This window comes from Aliiroseovarius sp. ABM4_368 (assembly GCF_056161205.1).
In genome coordinates this window covers 152,956-171,696 of sequence record NZ_JBSWYR010000002.1, presented here as the reverse complement: position 1 = coordinate 171,696, position 18,741 = coordinate 152,956, and the positions used below count along the sequence as shown (strand labels likewise).

The window sequence follows — 18,741 nt, the reverse complement described above, 5'->3', positions numbered from 1 at the left end:
AAAGATCCTGATTGGGCAAATTTCATGGTGCCGTGGGGAAGTGAGCTTCACAAACCCTGCCACAACCCGAATTTCTTTGGCGAAAAGCTAAAACATTGCCCTAAAAGGCAAATTGCGTTGCTGCGCGGGAATTGATGTCGTGCTTCGGGTGAGATTCCCTTTCCACCTTTTTTGCATCCTAATGGGGTCTAGAATCGGCTGTGGTGGGTCTCACAAAACTGTGTGCATATTTTTGCCCTCGACCCACTATGATAAGATCAGACTTGGGTAATCTGGACATGCAGGCTTTTGCTTTGATTTGTCCGGTTCCCCAAAAGCCCATTGTCTGATTGGAGCTGTTCGGAATGACCACAAAGCTACTTATACGTCGCAAGGTTCTAACCGCTGGCATCGCAGCAATCGGTGCGGGCGCGGCAGGCCTTTCTTTGCCGGCTCAGGCAAAAGGACTAGAGCCGACACGCACGATGCGCGGCGGGGCGAATAACTATATCCCGGATGCGCCGATTGTGGACAAGATTGGCGGGGGCGGGTTCTGGATGTCAGGTACTGTACGTCGCGCAAGCGATGGCGCGCCGCTTGAAGGCGTACGCATTCAGATTTGGGCACATACGACCGAGGGGCACGAGCGTGATCCCCACAGCCATGGCGCGACGCTGACAGATGCAAGCGGCGTGTTTCGACTTGAAATGCCGCAGATTGTCCCGGCTTTTGGTCAACCGCATGGGCATCTTGCCTATGACAGCGGTGACTTTGAAACTGTGTTTCTGCGACCCATCATGTCGAGCGCTAAGGATACCAGTTTAGAAGCGCATTTTGTTCTTCAACCGGTCTGAAAGAATTGTCCCCAAACCCCTCCAGTCGATTGCGTAGCGTTCTGATTTGGGCGGCTGTTTTGGGTGCGACTGTCGTGCCGATTTTCGCCGCCGCAAACAGCCCATTGCTTGCGTGGCGTGACCCCGTCTACATTTTGGCGGGATTTGCGGGCATTGTCGCGCTGGTCCTTATTGTGCTTCAGCCCCTATTGGCGGCAGGGTATCTGCCGGGTGTTTTGACCGGCTATGGACGGCGCGTGCATCGTTGGACAGGAGCGGGATTGGTCGTTGCTGTGGTGATCCACGTAGCCGGACTTTGGCTTACCAGCCCACCCGATGTTGTGGATGCGCTGCTGTTTGTATCACCCACGCCGTTTTCGGCGTGGGGAGTTGTTGCAATGTGGGCGGCATTTGCCGCCGCTCTGATCGCTGTTTTGCGTCGGAGAATGCGCTTACAGCTGCGCACTTGGCGGCGAACGCATACGGGCCTTGCGACGACTGTCGTTGCCGGAAGCGTGGTCCACGCAATCCTGATCGAGGGGACGATGGAACCGATCTCCAAATACCTGCTCTGTGGGATCATTGTCTTCGTGACGGTGAAAGCATTGGTGGATTTGCGAGTATGGACGACATGGTTGCCCAAGGGGCGCGACTAGCCGTCACGGACTACGCACTCGCCAGCCTAATCTGCTACATTAGGTAGGTCTTAAACCACCCCACCGTCCGCTCCCACGCCAGTTTAGCATTCTCCTCGTCATATCTGGGTGTGCTGTCATTGTGGAACCCGTGGTTTGCGCCCTCGTATATATGGGCCTCAAAGACCTTGTTGTTGGCCTTAAGAGCCGCTTCAAATTCAGGCCAGCCCGCATTGATGCGCTCATCAAGCGCGCCCATTTGGACCAACAGCGGGGCTTCGATCTTCGCAACGTCATCTGCCGCAGGTTGACGCCCATAGAACGGCACGCCAGCAGCAAGTTCAGGGTATGCAACGGCAATTGCACTGACAACGCCGCCGCCATAGCAGAAGCCAACCGCGCCAACTTTGCCGGTGCTGTCTTCCCGGCCCAGAAGGTGTTCAAATCCTGCAAAGAAGTCGTTCATCAGCTCAACTCGGTCGACAGTTCTTTGAAGCTCACGCCCATCGGCGTCATTTCCCGGGTAACCCCCGACCGAGGTCAAGCCGTCAGGTGCCAGTGCCATGAAACCAGCCTTGGCCAATCGACGCGCCACATCTTCGATATAGGGGTTTAGTCCCCGATTCTCATGAATGACCAGAACACTGGGCAGCGGGCCCTCGACCCCGCTTGGCCGCACCAAATAACCCCGAACGTCTCCGGTCCCGTTTGGGGAAGGGTAGGTGATGTAATCTGCATGAATGTCGGGATCGTTGAAGGAAACCTGCTGCGCCAACGCATAGTCCGGGCTGAGCATCTTCAGAAGAGCGATGGCAGTCACGCCGCCAACGGCAAACTTACCCGCGCGCTCCAGAAACTCGCGTTTCGTGATTTTCCCGTGGGCGTAGAAATCATAGAGATCGAGCAGTTCTTGGTCGAAGTCTTTTGCGGTCATTCGGTTCATATCATGTCCTCCGGATGAGAAAGCGGAAGGATCAGGCTCCTTCCTTGTGTCACGCCAGCTTACTGCTGGTACTGTGACACAAGTGTAGCAAAAGAATGTGTTCAGCGGGTATGGATTCGCGCGGGCAGCGCGGCAAGCTATACTCTTCGACGTGGAGGAGAACTGAAATGGCAGATGTTTTGACACCCGAAGAGCGACAGGAACAGCTTATGCCGTTAGAGGCAGCCGGTTGGAACACGGTCGCGGATCGTGATGCAATCCGAAAGGTGTATGTCTTCCCTAACTTCGTCGAGGCTTGGGGCTGGATGTCCCGTGTCGCGATCTGGTGTGAAAAGTGGAACCACCACCCAGAGTGGCTCAATGTCTACCGAACGGTCGACGTCACGTTGACGACACATGATGCTGACGGCCTAACGAACCTAGATATCAAGCTGGCGAAGAAGATGGACGCGCTTGCAGAAGCTACGGCCGCTGCAACTTGAAATGAAAGCGCATGTTGACCGTCTGTGCAGACGTTTTGCTGCTTCCTGACTTCTGGTTCATTGTCACTCCATTCAGGTCACGATGAACCAGAAATCCTCCGTTACGAAAACCTCAATTGTGTCCCAAAAGCCCTTACGACAGACGGAATTTGATGTGACTTCGAAACCCGAGGGTTAGTGTCGATCTGCGAGATGCCGCCGATGTTTACATAAGGGCCGTTTCCGTTTCCAATCGTTTCGCGGCCGCCCCGGGTGTCGTTCCAAGAACCGCAATCCAGCGATAGAAAATCGGTGTAAGGAACAATGTAAACACCGTCGCAAAGCCCAGTCCGCCTACGATCACCCATCCAACCGCGATCCGCGCCTCAGCGCCTGCACCTGACGTCAGGATCAATGGCAAGCCCCCAAAAACGGTGGAAACCATCGTCATCATCACCGGACGGATCCGCAAACGCAACGCACGGCGGATGGCCGTATCGATATCCGCGCCCGCTTCGCGCAGCTGGTTGGCAAATTCCACGATCAAAATGCCATTCTTCGCCATCACGCCAATCAACATCACAAGCCCAATTTGGCTGTAATAATTCAGCGATCCACCGGACAGCGAGATCGCCATAATCGCGGCCGCCAGCCCGAAAGGAACGGTCAGCATGATGACAACGGCGCTGGCAAAGCTTTCGAACTGGGCGGCAAGGACCAGCAATACCACCAACAGGGCGACGGCAAACACGGCATACATCCCCCCGGCAGAGTCATTCAATGTGGCGGCTTCGCCGGTAAAGTTGATCGCCATGCCATCTGGTAAGATCTCATCAGCGATTTCCAAAAGGCGCTCCATCGCGTTTGAAAGATCAACGCCTTCGCCAAGGTTGGCTTGAGCTGAAACAGAGAGCGCCCCGCCGAGCCGTTCGATCTGCGCGTCGCTTACAACCGTTTCCAAAGAAGCAACCGCCGACAATGGCACATAGGCCCCGCTGTCAAGACGGATCGACATCGACGCGATATCAGAAGGGTCATCAATTGGAGGCCCGCCCGGTTGAACGTTTACATCAATCTCGGTGTCATTGGAAAAGACGCTTACTGCGACCTCCCCTTGGACCAGCGCGCGCACAAGGCTGGACACTTCGGAACTGTTGAGGCCCATATCACTGGCGGCGCTGTTGTCCACAGTGACTTCAAGCTGCGCATCGACGCTGTCATTGGAAAGCTGTGGGTTCAGGAATGTGTCATCCTGCCTCATCGCGGAAACCAGCTTTTCGGTGGCGGCTGTCATGTTCTGAAGGTTTGTGCCCGTCACCGCAAAGCCAAGCCCACCGCCAGCACCACGAATGTTCAGGCTGTTGGTTGACCGCGCGCTGACCTGCACACCGGGAACCGAGGTCAATTGCCCGCTGATTTGCGCGATAAGCTCTTGTTGGGAAAAGTCGCGTTCTGACCAGTCGGGAAGCCGAACGATGATAAACGCGCTTGTACCACCGCGAACACCAATGATGCTTTGTACCGCTTCTATCTGACCATTATTCAGATAGGGTTGCAGAATGTCTTCGACCAGAACCACCTGCGTATCAAGATAATCAACGGTTGTATCCGCCGCGCCGCGTGCCTGAACAAGGAAGAAACCGCGATCTTCTGTCGGGGTGATTGTCGACGGCAGCGTTGAGGCCGCACCAAATGCGATCAGTGCAAACCCGAATGCTGCGGCCAGAACGATCGCCGGTGTGCGGATTGCAAAGTCCATCACATAATCAAACCCTTTGGAAAGCTTGCCCGGCTTGCTTTCTTTTACACCGGCTTGCGATTTCCCGGGGTCAAGCAGGGCCGCAAGAACCGGCGCCAATGTCAGTGCTGTGATCGACGACAAGGTGACCGAAAAGGCTAAAACAAAGCCGAACTCGGAGAAAACGCCGCCGGCCTGTCCGGGCAGGAACGAAATAGGGATGAAAACCGCCGCCAAGGTTGCGGTTGTGGAAATTACGGCGAAAAACACTTCGTTTGTTCCCGCCGCTGCTGCCGCATAAGCTCCCATGCCGGATTTGCGTTTGCGCACGATATTTTCGATCACAACGATCGCATCATCCACGACCATGCCTGTTGCCAGAACAAGCGCCAAAAGGCTGATGGTGTTCACCGAAAAACCAGTCAGCCAGATCGCAGCCACGGTGCCGATCAGGGCGACCGGGATTGTCACAGCAGGAATAAGCGTGGCCCGCGGCGAACGCAGGAACAAAAAGATCACGGCGATCACAATCGCCGTGGCCATGAGGATCGATTTCGCAACCTCGCTGATTGACCCTTCGATAAAAATCCCGTCGTCAGAGGCGATGATCAGCTGCACATTATCAGGAAGCTGCGTTCTAAGTTCTTCCACGGCGGCGGTCACATCGCGGGAAATTTCCAGCGTATTCCCAACAGATTGGCGCGTAATATCTAGGCCAACAGCCGTTTCTCCATTTACGCGCGCGTAAACAGAGGCGTCTTCAGGGATCAATTGGACAAAGGCGATATCGGCAATCGTCGTGGTGTCATTGATCGGAAGATCCTTAATCGTTTCTACAGTCACCTCGTCATTACCCACGCGCAGCGCCATTGTCTGGGCTGTCGTCGTTAATGAACCCAAGGCTGTATCATCGCGCAATTGTTCTAATGCGGTCGATACATCAAACACCGTCAAGCCGCGGCTTAGAAGGGAAGGCAGGTTTACCGAAACACGAAATTCATTGGCGCGGTTGCCGCGCACTGTCACTTCGGCGATACCGTCAATCAACGACAGCCTTTCGTAAACGGCGCCTTCTGCGATTTGAGTAAGCTCGTCAAAACTGGCGTCCCCAAGCAGAGCCAAACGCATAATCGCATCTGAATTGCTATCTGCTTTGCTAACGGTCGGGTCATCAATGTCGTCTGGCAAGGACCGCAGGGTATCAGACACGATTTCACGTGCCTCATTGGCTGCCACATCCACATCGGTTCCGTCAGAAAGGTCAATGGTGATCCGGCTGGATTCACTGCTGGAGGTGGATTCAATAAATGACATCCCCTCAAGCGCACTAAGCGCATCTTCAAGCACCTGGGTCACTTCCGTATCAACGGTGCTTGCGACGGCGCCGTCATAGGTTGTGCGCACCGACAGAACTGGTTGATCCACATCCGGCATTTCGCGGATATCCACGCTGTTTAGCGCGGCAAGGCCAGCGATGATGATCAACAGGTTAAACACAATCCCAAGGATCGGGCGGGAAACGAACGTATCCGCAAAACCGGCTTTGTGGGCTAACTTTTCGATGCTCATGCGCCTTCACCCCGGGCAGCAGGGGCGGCCTGAACCTGTGATCCATCCCGCAGTTTTGCGGCGCCTTCCACAACAACTTGCGCACCCAGTGGCGCATCGGTTTCAATCCAGACCCGATCTCCTTCGCGATAGCGGATGGTGACTGGAATGCGGCTGGTCCGTCCTTCGTCCTCGACCCAGATGCCCGCGCCACTGCGATCCCAAGTGATCGCTGTTGATGGCACCGTTGGCAGGGGATCCGTTTGCTCAAACATGCGGGTCGAAAATGTCATGCCGGAAATCAATAATCCGTCCGAGTTATCGATTTCAGCCTGAACCGTTGCGCTGCGTGTGACGCTGTCAAGGCGACTGTCAAAGGCGGTGATTTTGCCTTCAAAGACACGCCCCGCGTAGGTTGGGGTTGAAACGGAAACCGGTTTGCCTTTGGCAAGCAGCCCGATCGAACGCTCTGGCACCTCGAATTCGGCCAGTAAGGTCGTTGAATCATCAATTGTTACAATGACTTCCCCACCTGAAAGATGGTCGCCCACAGTCACATCACTTAAGCCAAGGCGCCCAGAAAACGGCGCGGTCACCGTCCGGTCCGCAAGCGCGACTTCGGCAAGGCCTACATTCGCCTCGGCTAGCCGCAATGCGATTTCCGCCTCAGAGAGGGCGACATCGGTGACCACGGTGCTGCCAAGATTGTGCAGCCCTTTGTATCTATCCACGGTGGCCTGAGCTTGATCCCTGTTCGCAATCGCGATCTCAAGATCCAGCTGTTCGGATCTATCATCCAGTCTTAGGATCACATCCCCCTTTTCGACCAGAGAGTTTGCTTCCAAATTCGTCTCGACAACCTCTCCGTCTTCGGCGGCGATCACATCCGCGCTTCGATAGGATACTGCGCTGCCGACCGCCCGGAGCGTCAGCGTGTAAGGGCTTTGCTCCAACGGCGAGAAAACAACAGTCGTTGTACGGCCTGGCCCGCGCGGCCCTCTCGGTGCGCCGCCACCCGGTGCGGCTTCTGTGCCTTCAGGTGCAACATTCAAAGCTTGCGCGATCCGGTCTGGCACGCCGAATGCTGTGATATAACAAGCCGCTAAAATTCCGGCGGTCAAAATTGCGATTATCAGTTTCTTCAACGTCTTTGCTCCTGAGTGCGCGCATTTGAACGAGCGGAAGTTGGTTGGTGTTTCGTTTTGTGGTCGGGTCAGATCATGCGGCTCAAAGCATTGTCACGAAGGAACAATGGGTGCACGACTGTCGCCATAATTATATGGCCCAGTATGACAAACGCGAGAAACCAGCCGATCTCTCCGTGCCATTCTGCTAGGGATTGCGTCCAGGCAATTGCAACATCACGGGGCGCGACCAGTTCCAAGCCGAGAACGCTTAACCCACGGGTGCCCCCGGCTGCATCTATGATGCGCACCGCTGGAACGATGATCATCAAGCCATAGAGCGCCAAGTGCCCCAGTTTTGCGGCCACGCCTAGCGCATTTTCGTCGCGGGGTCTGCGGCTGATTTGGGTGATTCCCCAAATTCCACGAAGCGCTACGAGCAAGAACAAGAGGATGCCCAGGTCTGTGTGATAACTCCATAAGGTCTCTCGAAAGAAGTTCTCACGGGGCAGCGCATAGTGGGCGGCTGCGGATAGAAATTGCAACAAAAACAGGGCTGCCATGCCCCAATGAAAGGCTCGAGATATCGCGCCATATGCTTCAGTTGTGTCTTTTAAATGTCTCATCGACTTACCGTTCGGTTGCAGTGATCTGTCCTTATACGTACCGGCCAAGTGTTTCTGTCGCTGTGTTTGAAAAAAAGTTCAAGTTGGGCACCTGCTCCGATCAAACCTGATGGGTCGTATCCAGCTTTAAGCAGCCCAATTCGTTCAAAGGGCTCATTCTGCGTCGAATGCTGCGCAACGAATGAAAGGCGGCATTAGTGGGGTGTGCAAATTCTGCATAACAAAACTGCTAGCTTCGAACTGATCAATTGGCTAGTAGTCCGCTATGCACGTTTCGGTTTTCAAATTCTTGGATTGGTGTGTTGTGATTGCAGTGGCAATTGCACTCTCGTCCGTGGGTTTTGCACACCGAACGTCGTCTATGGTTATCACTCCTGAACTTGCGGAATACGTTGCCTCGGGCGGTCAGTTAAGCGACATCTGTGGCATAACAGATGGCGAGGGTACACCTTCCGCTTTCGATTGTGAGGCCTGCCGAATAACCGACAACACCGTTCAGACTAAAACGACTTGTTTCGCCGTCAGAGAGCTGGTGGAAACGCACGCCTTAGAGTTTGTCGCTAAACGCATTGCTGAGCGGAGTGAACTTGACCCAGCCCGCCTGACAAGGGCCCCACCTCAAGCCTGATTTCACTTAACCAACTGAAATCAAATCGCACGCATCTTGTCGGATGCGCGGCGAAAGGGCTTGGAGGCCTCTTATGACACTCGCTGAAACTTCTGCGCAGCCTAAGGGCGGCGTGAACAAACTGTACTTTGCGGCATGGCGCTGGCATTTCTACGCCGGCCTCTATGTCATCCCATTCTTTATCATGCTCGCCGTAACCGGGTTACTGATGCTGTGGCTTGCCTTCCTTGATGGGCGCGACGGTGAACGATACGCCGTCACCCAGCTGGACACCCCTATATCCGTATCTCAACAAGCCCAAGCAGCGGTCGATGCTGTGGCGGATGGAGAGTTGAAGACATACATCGCCCCGCGTGCGCCTGATCTTGCGGCAGTGTTCCGCGTGGATGGCGCAGATGGGCCGATTATGGTGGCTGTTGATCCATATACAGGTGATGTGCTTGCGAACTATGCGCGCAGGCAGGGGCTTTATGACTTAGCCGACAACATCCACGGTAGTCTGCTTTTGGGCGTAACCGGCGACCGAATGATCGAGATCGCAGCGTCACTTGGTATGGTTCTTGTTGCGACCGGTCTGTATATCTGGTGGCCGCGCGGTGAGCATTCATGGCGACGCGCCCTTGTCCCCACCTTCGGACGAGGCAGATCCCTGTGGAAATCCTTGCACGGTGTGGTTGGAATCTGGTCTTCGATTTTTCTGCTCTTCTTTCTTGTGTCCGGTCTGTCTTGGGCTGGCGTCTGGGGTGAGAAAATGATGCAGGCTTGGAACCAGTTTCCCGCGGAAAAGTGGGGCGCGCCTTTGTCTGACCAAATACACGCCAGTATGAATGGCGGCATTAAAGAGGTGCCTTGGGCGTTGGAGCTAACACCGATGCCAGCCTCTGGGTCCGTTGCCGGAGAAGCAGGCATTGATCCATCTAACCCGCTCACACTCGACACGGTTGATCGGTTTGCCCGTGAAATTGGGTTCACCGAGCGGTATCAGCTTTCGCTGCCACAAGGTGCGACGGGTGTTTGGACGCTCAGCCATGACTCGATGAGCAATGACGGCCCGAACCCGACTGCGGATCGCACCGTCCACATTGACGCCTATTCCGGTAACATTTTGGCTGATGTTCGGTACGAGGATTATTCGCTTTTTGCCAAGTTTATGGCCGTAGGTATCGCCTTGCATATGGGCACAATGGGCCTGTGGAGCGTGCTGGCAAACACCGTGTTCTGTCTGGCGGTTGTGTTCCTGTCCGTCAGCGCGATTGTACTTTGGTGGAAACGTCGGCCGGCAGGGGTCCCCCGGCTGGCTGCTCCTCCGATGCCGAAAGACATGCCGTTGTGGCAAGGGGCTGTTCTTGTAGGTCTAGCTGTCTCTATGGCTTTCCCCCTAGCAGGCCTAACCCTGTTGACGGTTCTCGCTTTGGACGCACTCTTACTATCGCGTGTTCCAGTGCTTAAGCGGTTGCTGACATAGCAGGTACACTGCAGGGCTGCTTGAAACACAGCAGCCCATACTTCCAATGTTCGCCCGTTTTGACCTTGCTGGATTGGATGTTCTCAAACAAAGCGGTCATCGTGCGCGACAATTCGAATGCTCACTTAGTCCGCGATTTGCTGCAGTCAGCACCTGTGAGTTCTGTACGCGCGGCGAATGTCTGGGAAGCGGGCCATGAATGCAGTCCCGAGGTCCCTACAGAGACTGGTCCGCATAATCGTTGTCGCCTTTTGCCGGCTTAGGTGTACTTTCCAGGTCGCTTCAAATCACTCATCGGGCAACGCTTCACAGAAGTTTCACTCAGGTGTCAAACCGCTGTTACAGAGCTTAACAATTCTGTGCACACGTGTGCAACGCATTCTGCGGCTCACATTTTTGGAGATACCGACCTCATGAAACAGATGATATGCGCTCTTGCGCTGATCGCTGCCTCAGCCGCAACACCGGTTCTGGCAGAAGACATCACCATCACAGTCTGGGCTGGCGGGTCCAATGACAGTGACCACTACCGCATCGACAATATCCAGATTGCCGCTGACATTTTGTCGCGCGAAGCTGCCATTCGCGGAGAAGATCTGAACATCACCGTCGAAGGTAAGCGGGATTTCGATGGCTGGGACGGGTTCAAGCAAGCCGTCACGCTGGGTGCCGAAGCTGGCAACGCGCCCAATATCGTTGTGACTTCGCATCTCGACATCGCGCCTTGGGCCAGTGCTGGATATATCGTGCCGGTCGAAGATTACGTCGATTTGGACGCTTGGCCATTGAACAACGTCTATTCCAACTTGATGGAGATCGCTGCATTTGACGGAATGCAGTGGGGTGTGCCGCAAGACGCCGAAAGCCGCCCATTCTTCTTCTGGAAAGAAACAATGCAGAAGCTGGGCTATTCCGACGCCGACATGGATGCCATGGCCGCCCGCGTCGAGGCGGGGGAATATACCCTGCGCGACATGCTTGCTGATGCCAAGAAAGCTGTAGACATGGGGCTGGTCGAAGAAGGTTACGGCTTCTATCCCCGCGTTTCAAATGGCCCGGACTATGCACAGTTCTATCAGTCATTTGGTGGTGAGCTGTTGGATCCCGAGACGGGCAAGCTGGTATTTGACCGCACGGCGATGACCGAGATGTATCAGTTCTTTGTGGATGCCGTCGAAGCTGGTGTAACCCGTAGAAACCACATCGGCACCGAATGGGACCAATGGTATTCTGAAGTTGCCAACGGCAAATCCGCATTCTGGCATGGCGGTACTTGGCACTATGGCCGGTATACTGGCAAAGAAGGCAACGAGGATTTCTTCGGCACCATCGGCTTTACTTTGATCCCGGCTGGAAATGACGCGGGTCGACCCAACACGATCACTCATCCGCTGGTTTATCTTGTGACCGAACAAGAAGAAGACCGCGCCGAAGAAATTGCAGCGCAACTGATCGCTATCGCATCAGAGCCGCGGCTGAACACCTTACACGCGATTGCGTCCTCGCATTTGGCGATCGGCAAGGCGGAATCCGGACTTGATCTGTATGCGGGCGACCGTTGGGCCTCGGAAGCCAGCGTGGTTTTGCTGCCAAGTGCCAATGCACAACCTAACCACCCGACATATGGGGCGTTCTCGGAAGCCATGTTTAAGGGGCTCGAAGCGGCATGGACTGGCGTCCAGACCCCGGACGAGGCCGTGGCCGAAGTCGAAGCGCAGCTCACCACCATGCTCGGTGACGAGTTGATTGTTCGCTAACCCAAGCGATGCCTCCCTGCGGCGGCGCCTCAAGTGCGCCGCCGTCCATTCTTAAATCATGAGGTGCAACATGAACCGTCAGACCCTTCTGGGCTTGGGTTTTCTCAGCCCCGCGTTGCTGGCTGTGGTGATGTTCTTTTTGCTACCGGTCGTTTTGACCGTGGTTTTTGCCTTCACGAACATGAGCACCTCTACCGGAATTCTGGGCGGCGAATACCAGATCAGCAAAAGCGACCTACGCCGCCTGCCCGCAGCAGGTGTGAGCCAACACACGATTTCCATCTTGGAGGGGGCTGGTTATGCGGTTCGGCCCGAAACGCTTGCGCTTTTTGCGAAGGAGTTCGGCGAGGAGCGCGCGGATGAGCTTCAACAGCTGCATGGAAACGCAGTGTTCGACGACCGGCGGGCGCTTGAGCGGGCGCTGAAAGACCTGCGTCGCGATCCGATCCGCAAAGTGCGTGACCTCAAGGCCGCAGCAGAACTTTTCCGCGTATCAATCCTTGGCCAGCGCTATCCGACCGAGGTCGCGTTTCAGAATGCGATCACCGAGCTTGGTGTGTCTGATACGGACCGTGCCGCGCTGACCAAAGCCGCCTATACCGGTTGGACGTTCACCACACAAAATTTCGAACTTCTGTGGGAGCTTCCAGCAACTTGGCGCTATGCGCTGAACTCGGTCATCTATGTGGTGCTGACGCTAACGTTCAATGTCTGCTTCGGCTTGTTTTTGGCGCTTTCGACCTTTTATCTGCCGATGCGCACGGCGCAGACCTTCCGAGCCATTTGGTTTTTACCCCGAATTCTGCCGCCGGTTCTCTATGTTCTGATGTGGCAATGGCTGACATGGGATCAGGGCTTTATCTCGGCCATGTTACGTCCTTTCGGCATCGAGCCGATTAATTGGATGCGCCATACGGCCACCCATGCATGGACCTTTATTGTGCTAATCAACGGTTGCGTCGGCGCGTCGCTTGGGATGATCCTGTTCTCGTCGTCCCTGCGTGCGATCCCCGAAACACAACTGTTTGCGGCGCAAGTCGATGGGGCAAGCCGCTGGCAACAAGTGCGATTTGTGCTGTTGCCGCAGATGCGCTGGCCGATCTTGTTCATCACGTCTTACCAAACGCTCTCGTTGCTGACTTCGTTTGAATACATCCTGCTGGCCACAGATGGTGGACCGGGCCGCCAGACCGAGGTCTGGGCGCTGGCCGCCTATCACACGGCCTTGTCGAACTACGGCGGCAATCTCGAATACGGGCTGGGTGCGGCTTATGCGCTGGCGCTGGTGTTCATCGGCATCCTGCTTTCCGCGCTTTACCTGCGGTTTTTCAACTTCCGCGACCTCGTCGCAAAGCCGAGGATTGAGCAATGAACACCTCATACAAAGGCAACTGGATACTAATTCTCGCCCTCTCACTGATCTCGGCACCTCTGGTTATCATGTATGGTTTCCAGCTGGTCGACAGCGTGTCGCGCCCCGCGCCCGGAGGGATCATTCCGCAGGAATGGGAGCTTGAGAACTGGCGCTTCCTGTGGGAAAGCATCGACAGCGCGCGACCTTCGATTTGGCGGGTGACGTTGAACACCTTCGTCTTCGCCAGCGCGACAGCACTTTTGGTCTGTGCTTTCTCTATCACCGCAGCCTATGCGCTATCGCGTTTGAACTTTCCTGCACGTCGGTTCTTTCTGGCAGGGCTGATCATGCTTCATGCCTTTCCTACGATCACGCTTATCATTGCGATCTTTATCGTGCTGCAATTCCTTGGTCTTTATGACAGCCTCAGCGGTGTCATTTTGGTGAAAGCCGCCTTGGAACTGCCCTTCGGTATCTGGATCATGAAGGGCTTTTACGACTCTGTCCCGTGGGAAATCGAAATGGCGGGAGTACAGGACGGTGCCTCGCGGTTCCGCGTCTGGCGGGAATTGATCCTGCCACAGGTCAAACCGGGGCTGTCTGCGCTTCTGATCTTCTCGTTCCTCGCTGGCTGGTCCGAATTCATCCTGCCGTTGGTGCTGGCACCGGGTGCGGATGCGCAAGTTCTGGCGACCTATATGAATGCGGTCATCGCGGATGACACGCGCCCTGACTACGGGCTCTTCAAGGCGATTGGCATGTTCTACGCATTGCCCGTCATCGCCGTCTATCTGCTGTTCCAGAAACGGCTCATGAACATCTATGGCGGAGGCACGAAAGGCTAATGCGTATCGAATTACAGAATTTCACCAAGCGTTTTGGGAATACGACAGTGATCGAGGATATGTCACTGTCCGTAGCCTCGGGCGAGATGATCGCGCTTTTGGGTCCATCGGGCTGCGGCAAGTCAACGACATTGTTTGCCATCAGTGGTATCCAACGCATTGATGGGGGGACATTGCGTTTTGGCGATCAGGACGTGACCAAGCTGCCGCCCCAGGACCGTCCCGTGGGTGTGGTTTTTCAGAACTATGCGCTCTATCCGCATATGAACGTGGCCCAGAACATCGGCTTCCCGTTGCGGGTTCAGAAGTTGAGCACATCAGAGATTAAGCGCCGCGTGGACGAGATTGCCGAGCTGGTACAAATCGGCAATCTTCTGAACCGCAAACCGCAGCAGCTTTCGGGTGGTCAGCAACAACGTGTGGCGCTTGCTCGCGCGCTTGTGCGAAAGCCGGACGTGCTGTTGTTGGATGAGCCACTGGCCAATCTGGATGCTAAGCTTCGTCTTGAGATGCGCTCGGAAATTCGCAGGCTTCAGAGCGAGACAGGGATCACTGCAATCTTGGTTACGCATGACCAGATCGAGGCCATGTCCATGTGTGATCGGATCGCGTTGATGAAGGACGGGCGGATCGAACAGATCAGCACCCCGACCGAAATGTATGAACGCCCCGCTTCGCGCTATGTCGCAAGTTTTCTGGGCAATCCACCGATCAGTTTTTTGCAAGCCGAAGCGAACGGGGCCCTCGCATTTGGCGATGGCAACGGATTGCCTTTGCCCCAAGGGATCACTGCGAAAGGGTCGATCACCCTTGGTATCCGCCCCGAGCATTACGGACCGCAGCACGAGGGGCCGTTGATCTCAGGCCGGGTAAGTTTTATCGAGCCGCAAGGTCGTGAGGATCTCATTGATGTGATCCTTGCGGACAATCAACGGCTGCGCGCAATTGTCCCTGCGGGCCATTCGTTCAAGCTTGGACAAGATGTGCGCTGGTCAGTAGACCTTGAACGCGCACATTTGTTTAATTCCGAGGGAGCACGCCTATGACCGCTTCTGACTGGACACGTCCCGCACGTCCGCTTTCCATTGCGCACCGAGGTGCCGCGGCCTATGCGCCCGACAACACGCTTGAGGCCTTCCAGCTCGCCAGCCGCATCGGTGCTGACATGTGGGAGGTGGACATTCGTGTGACATCAGATGGCGAGATCATTGCCTTTCACGACAAGATACTTTCTGACGGGCGCAAGATTATTGACACGTCGTTTGCCGATATTCTCGCACACACTACGTCCGAGGATCGCCCGTGTCCCCGCCTGAACGACGTGGTGGCACAGTCCGCGCTTTTGGGGGCGGGTATCTATGCAGATATCAAGGACACCAATGCGACATTGCCGACGCTTGAGATGCTGCGCGAGCATGGCATTACCCGTGCAATTCTTGGCGCATTCGACCCGAAAGCAGCCCAGATCCTAGCCGACGCAGAAAGCCCCTATCCGCGATCCGTGCTCGTGCCGCTTGGGGCCGAGCCGTTTTCCTATGCCGAAGGGGCTGATGTAATCCACCTTTGTTGGGAGCGTATGGAGCGTCCGCAAGACACGTTAACTGACGCTCTCTTTGAACGTGCCTTTGCAAACGGTCAAACGATCGCAATTTGGCACGAAGAAGATCCAGAACGGATGGCCGCAATCCGCACGCGACCTGTTATTGGCATCTGCTCTGACCGGCCCGAACTGGTCAACCAACCCGGACGCGGCCTGCCGTTCCAAACGGTCTGCCATCGCGGCGCCAACAAGATCGCGCCCGAAAATACGCTTCCTGCGCTTGAATGCGCTTTGGCAGCTGGATTTGATTTTATCGAATGCGACTTACACCAGACCGCCGATGGCGAGATTGTTGTTCACCACGACCCGACCCTTGAGCGGACAACAAACGGCCAAGGTCCGATCACCGCGCATACTTTGGCCCAACTGCGTGACCTTGATGCTGGCGGGTGGTTCAGCCCTCATTTCAAAGGCACAAAGGTGCCGACATTGGGCGAGGTTTTGGACCTGTTACACCGCTATGATGGGCGCGCCTATCTGGAACTGAAATCGGCATCACCCGAAGTCGTTTGGCGTGCGGTTTGTGATGCAGGTCTGCAAGATCGCGTCTTCTTCTGGTCTTTCAGCCACGATGCACTTAAAGAGCTTCGCGCACTTGCGCCAAGAGCGAACATCATGGCGCGGCGACAGGATTATGCCAGTTTGCAAGAGACCTTCGACGATCTCGCACCTATGATTATCGAGTTCACCTTGGATGAAGTTGCGAAAGCCGAAAAGGAAGGGGAATTCGCTGCAGTAAGGGCGGCAGGGGCCAAGGTCATGCTTGCCGCTATGGGCGAGGAGCATGAGACGTTGACGCGGATCATTGCAGCCGAGCCTGATCTTGCCAACGTGGACCATCCGTTTGCACTTGCCCGACAGGTACAGGCGAATGTCTAAGCGCCGCCGTCCTACCTCTCATGATGTGGCGCGCCTTGCGGGGGTCTCGCGGTCTGCCGTATCGCGTTGTTTTACCCCCGGCGCAAGCGTCGCCGATGAGACCCGCGCCAAGATCATGGCCGCGGCAACGAAGCTGGGTTATCGCGCCAATGCGCTGGCACGAAACCTGAAATCGCAACAGTCGCAGCTGGTCGCCATACTCGCATCTCGGCTGGACACTCCGTTTCGCGCGCGGCAGGTAAAATACCTTTCGCGATCACTGATTGCGCAAGGGTTCAGACCGCTATTGCTCACGGCCGAGCAGAGCGATGATCTTGAACCCTTATTGTCGTCGATTTTGGACTACAATCTCGCAGGTATGATTGTCACCTCGGACACACCTCCGGCGGCTATTATGGTCGAGTGTCAGCGATTGCGGGTGCCACTGGTTTTGATCAACCGAAATCCGGAACCCGTTGGCGGCGACAGGCTGGAACTTGACACGAATGCGGCCGCCAAGATCGTTTTCGATGTGTTGTATCAAGCAGGTGCTCGCAAGTTCGGCGTTTTGCGACCCGAGGATCGAACTTACACGGTGATTGGCCGCGTTAACGCTTTTTGCGATCTGGTGCGTGCCAAAGGACTAAATTGCACGCAGATACCCTGCGACAACCAATCATATGCAGCCGGGCGAGCGGCGATATTGGAACATGCAGATATCGTGCGCAAATGCGATGGACTTTTCGGCACAACGGATTTGTTGGCCTGTGGGGCTTTGGACGGATTGCGCCATGGTCTTGCATTGCAAGTGCCGCGCGACATTCGCGTTGTTGGGTTTGACGATATTGAACAGGCAAGCTGGGCTTCATACGATTTAAGCACGGTGGGACAGGACGCAGACAGGCAGGCCAGGGTGGCCGTGGAGGTGATGCTCCACCGTCTTCAATCGCCCGAGGCGGAGGCACTTCGAAAGTACACACCACTCAAGCCGATACTGCGCGGCTCTACTTGAAAGTTTAAATTCACATGACACTGTACGACCGACTGACCTTTGCCGCGTCACTTGCAAAAGAGGCTGGTGCTCTCGCTCTTTCGATGCGCAATGCAGAGGCCGGGTTGACCGTTGATGCAAAGGGCCCGCAGGATTTCGTCACTGCCGCCGATCTGGCAGTTGAAACCTTGATCCGCGAGCGTATTGCCGAGCGCTTTCCAGACGATGCGATCATTGGCGAAGAAGGCGGTCGTCATGGCGATGTCTCGCAAGGTGGGGTGTGGATAATTGACCCTATCGATGGGACCACCAATTTCATGCGGGGCTTGCCAGATTGGGCGATTTCCATTGCTTGGGCGAATGACGGAGAGATCATACTGGGCGTTATTTTCGCGCCCGACCTTGATCTTCTGCTCGAGGGGGCGCTGTCAGAAACGCCAGTTGCGCGGAGGAACGGTGCTCCGCTTACGCCTGCAGTCAGTTGTGTCGCAAGTGAAGCGCTGATTGCTGTCGGTTGGTCGCCACGAACGGAATTTAGGGATCATGCCGAGCTTCTTGCACAGATCATTGATCAAGGTGGGGAATACCGCCGTTCGGGTGCTGCCACCATTGGGTTAGCCGGCGTCGCGTGTGGATGGGTTGATGCCTATATTGAGCGACGGTTGAACCTTTGGGACGCCGCAGCCGGAATTGCGATCCTAAGGGCTGCAGGTGCCACGATCGTTGCGCCAGCATTTACGCCGGTCCTGAATGAACCAGCGCCATTTCTGGCATTGGCCTGCCCTGATCATGAACTGGCACCTCTGCTACGCTCTGCAGCCGTCTAACGAAAGAAAATGCTGCGCATGGCTATTCATGTCTGTTTCGTGGGATAAACTGTCCGTCGTCAGATAAAATGGGACATCAGAGGCCTTAGAACATGCAAGATAGCTGCTAAGCTAGGGAAGGGGTTTTGCAAAACCCGCCTGGGCCTGAAATTGTTCAATGAAAGGGTAAAATAGTGGCCCAAAAGGCAACTCAAGTTGGTGTTCGACAAGGGAATGTGGAACGTCACGAACCTTTGACTCTTTTGCCAGCCAAAACTTTAGGAGACAAGAAATTCTCGTCATTCAATTCCGACCCAAACGTCAAGCTTTTCTAACCCAGACCGCAAAGCGGCCGTTAGTTCGTCCTGCAGCTAAGGTCTCGAGCGAGCCCAAAGTACCTAATGCTGCATCATACTTGAGTGACTTCGAAGCGCCGATTGCTGATATTGGCATTTGCAAGAACAACCCATAGCTTTCGTTCACCTTCATCGGGTGTTGCTGCATTACGGCCAGCCAATTCTGCCATTCGCAACGAGCACTCGATTCTTAC

Annotated in this window: 15 protein-coding genes; 11 read left to right on the top strand and 4 right to left on the bottom strand. The window is 55.4% G+C overall.

The window, feature by feature from the left end; translation table 11 throughout:
- Window positions 1-344: 344 nt before the first annotated feature.
- Together ACXAH3_RS06800 and ACXAH3_RS06795 are read left to right on the top strand one after the other, a co-directional pair.
- Window positions 345-833 carry a twin-arginine translocation pathway signal gene (locus ACXAH3_RS06800; protein WP_474861323.1) on the top strand — a complete coding sequence of 163 codons (489 nt, stop codon included), beginning with the start codon at window positions 345-347 and terminating at the stop codon, window positions 831-833.
- Window positions 834-892: 59 nt separating this feature from the next.
- The gene (locus tag ACXAH3_RS06795; protein WP_474861322.1) at window positions 893-1,468 is read left to right on the top strand and encodes a ferric reductase-like transmembrane domain-containing protein; all 576 of its coding nucleotides are present in this window, start codon (window positions 893-895) and stop codon (window positions 1,466-1,468) included.
- Window positions 1,469-1,502: 34 nt separating this feature from the next.
- Here ACXAH3_RS06795 and yghX read toward each other — a convergent pair whose 3' ends face one another.
- Window positions 1,503-2,390, bottom strand: coding sequence for a YghX family hydrolase (gene yghX, locus ACXAH3_RS06790; RefSeq protein ID WP_474861321.1), 888 nt, complete (start codon window positions 2,388-2,390; stop codon window positions 1,503-1,505).
- Between the two features lie 167 nt (window positions 2,391-2,557).
- On the opposite strand from yghX, the gene ACXAH3_RS06785 reads away from it, so the two are divergent.
- Window positions 2,558-2,872 carry a 4a-hydroxytetrahydrobiopterin dehydratase gene (locus tag ACXAH3_RS06785; RefSeq protein ID WP_474861320.1) on the top strand — a complete coding sequence of 105 codons (315 nt, stop codon included), beginning with the start codon at window positions 2,558-2,560 and terminating at the stop codon, window positions 2,870-2,872.
- A 205-nt stretch (window positions 2,873-3,077) separates the two neighbouring features.
- Here the strand turns inward: ACXAH3_RS06785 and ACXAH3_RS06780 are convergent, their stop codons facing one another.
- The 3 genes from ACXAH3_RS06780 to ACXAH3_RS06770 all read right to left on the bottom strand — a co-directional run bounded on the left by ACXAH3_RS06780 (window position 3,078) and on the right by ACXAH3_RS06770 (window position 7,887).
- Window positions 3,078-6,158: an efflux RND transporter permease subunit gene (locus ACXAH3_RS06780; protein WP_474861319.1), complete on the bottom strand. Its 3,081-nt coding sequence runs from the start codon at window positions 6,156-6,158 to the stop codon at window positions 3,078-3,080.
- Window positions 6,155-7,282, bottom strand: a complete 1,128-nt coding sequence (locus ACXAH3_RS06775; protein WP_474861318.1) for an efflux RND transporter periplasmic adaptor subunit — start codon at window positions 7,280-7,282, stop codon at window positions 6,155-6,157. The genes ACXAH3_RS06780 and ACXAH3_RS06775 overlap by 4 nt, the downstream gene beginning before the upstream one ends.
- A 68-nt stretch (window positions 7,283-7,350) precedes the next feature.
- Window positions 7,351-7,887, bottom strand: a complete 537-nt coding sequence (locus ACXAH3_RS06770; RefSeq protein WP_474861808.1) for a cytochrome b — start codon at window positions 7,885-7,887, stop codon at window positions 7,351-7,353.
- A 701-nt stretch (window positions 7,888-8,588) separates the two neighbouring features.
- Here ACXAH3_RS06770 and ACXAH3_RS06765 point away from each other — a divergent pair.
- The 8 genes from ACXAH3_RS06765 to ACXAH3_RS06730 all read left to right on the top strand — a co-directional run bounded on the left by ACXAH3_RS06765 (window position 8,589) and on the right by ACXAH3_RS06730 (window position 18,212).
- Window positions 8,589-9,980, top strand: a complete 1,392-nt coding sequence (locus ACXAH3_RS06765; RefSeq protein ID WP_474861317.1) for a PepSY-associated TM helix domain-containing protein — start codon at window positions 8,589-8,591, stop codon at window positions 9,978-9,980.
- Between the two features lie 413 nt (window positions 9,981-10,393).
- A complete protein-coding gene (locus tag ACXAH3_RS06760; protein ID WP_474861316.1) occupies window positions 10,394-11,737 on the top strand; it encodes an ABC transporter substrate-binding protein in 1,344 nt (447 codons plus the stop codon).
- Between the two features lie 70 nt (window positions 11,738-11,807).
- The gene (locus ACXAH3_RS06755) at window positions 11,808-13,109 is read left to right on the top strand and encodes a carbohydrate ABC transporter permease (protein WP_474861315.1); all 1,302 of its coding nucleotides are present in this window, start codon (window positions 11,808-11,810) and stop codon (window positions 13,107-13,109) included.
- On the top strand, window positions 13,106-13,936 hold the full coding sequence (locus ACXAH3_RS06750; protein ID WP_474861314.1) for a carbohydrate ABC transporter permease: 831 nt from the start codon (window positions 13,106-13,108) through the stop codon (window positions 13,934-13,936). Before ACXAH3_RS06755 ends, ACXAH3_RS06750 begins: the two co-directional genes overlap by 4 nt.
- On the top strand, window positions 13,936-14,982 hold the full coding sequence (locus tag ACXAH3_RS06745) for an ABC transporter ATP-binding protein (RefSeq protein WP_474861313.1): 1,047 nt from the start codon (window positions 13,936-13,938) through the stop codon (window positions 14,980-14,982). The genes ACXAH3_RS06750 and ACXAH3_RS06745 overlap by 1 nt, the downstream gene beginning before the upstream one ends.
- Window positions 14,979-16,415, top strand: coding sequence for a glycerophosphodiester phosphodiesterase (locus ACXAH3_RS06740; RefSeq protein WP_474861312.1), 1,437 nt, complete (start codon window positions 14,979-14,981; stop codon window positions 16,413-16,415). The genes ACXAH3_RS06745 and ACXAH3_RS06740 overlap by 4 nt, the downstream gene beginning before the upstream one ends.
- The gene (locus ACXAH3_RS06735) at window positions 16,408-17,406 is read left to right on the top strand and encodes a LacI family DNA-binding transcriptional regulator (protein ID WP_474861807.1); all 999 of its coding nucleotides are present in this window, start codon (window positions 16,408-16,410) and stop codon (window positions 17,404-17,406) included. The genes ACXAH3_RS06740 and ACXAH3_RS06735 overlap by 8 nt, the downstream gene beginning before the upstream one ends.
- Before the next feature lie 14 nt (window positions 17,407-17,420).
- Entirely contained in the window at window positions 17,421-18,212 is a 792-nt protein-coding gene (locus tag ACXAH3_RS06730; RefSeq protein ID WP_474861311.1) for an inositol monophosphatase family protein, read from the top strand.
- The last annotated feature ends 529 nt before the right edge of the window (window positions 18,213-18,741 follow it).

Excerpts from the sequence above, each read along its gene's own strand:
- ACXAH3_RS06800 (WP_474861323.1), top strand. The coding sequence starts at position 345 with ATGACCACAAAGCTACTTATACGTCGCAAGGTTCTAACCGCTGGCATC.
- yghX (WP_474861321.1), bottom strand. The coding sequence starts at position 2,390 with ATGAACCGAATGACCGCAAAAGACTTCGACCAAGAACTGCTCGATCTC.
- ACXAH3_RS06785 (WP_474861320.1), top strand. The coding sequence starts at position 2,558 with ATGGCAGATGTTTTGACACCCGAAGAGCGACAGGAACAGCTTATGCCG.
- ACXAH3_RS06780 (WP_474861319.1), bottom strand. The coding sequence starts at position 6,158 with ATGAGCATCGAAAAGTTAGCCCACAAAGCCGGTTTTGCGGATACGTTC.
- ACXAH3_RS06770 (WP_474861808.1), bottom strand. The coding sequence starts at position 7,887 with ATGAGACATTTAAAAGACACAACTGAAGCATATGGCGCGATATCTCGA.
- ACXAH3_RS06765 (WP_474861317.1), top strand. The coding sequence starts at position 8,589 with ATGACACTCGCTGAAACTTCTGCGCAGCCTAAGGGCGGCGTGAACAAA.
- ACXAH3_RS06760 (WP_474861316.1), top strand. The coding sequence starts at position 10,394 with ATGAAACAGATGATATGCGCTCTTGCGCTGATCGCTGCCTCAGCCGCA.
- ACXAH3_RS06755 (WP_474861315.1), top strand. The coding sequence starts at position 11,808 with ATGAACCGTCAGACCCTTCTGGGCTTGGGTTTTCTCAGCCCCGCGTTG.
- ACXAH3_RS06750 (WP_474861314.1), top strand. The coding sequence starts at position 13,106 with ATGAACACCTCATACAAAGGCAACTGGATACTAATTCTCGCCCTCTCA.
- ACXAH3_RS06745 (WP_474861313.1), top strand. The coding sequence starts at position 13,936 with ATGCGTATCGAATTACAGAATTTCACCAAGCGTTTTGGGAATACGACA.
- ACXAH3_RS06740 (WP_474861312.1), top strand. The coding sequence starts at position 14,979 with ATGACCGCTTCTGACTGGACACGTCCCGCACGTCCGCTTTCCATTGCG.
- ACXAH3_RS06735 (WP_474861807.1), top strand. The coding sequence starts at position 16,408 with ATGTCTAAGCGCCGCCGTCCTACCTCTCATGATGTGGCGCGCCTTGCG.
- ACXAH3_RS06730 (WP_474861311.1), top strand. The coding sequence starts at position 17,421 with ATGACACTGTACGACCGACTGACCTTTGCCGCGTCACTTGCAAAAGAG.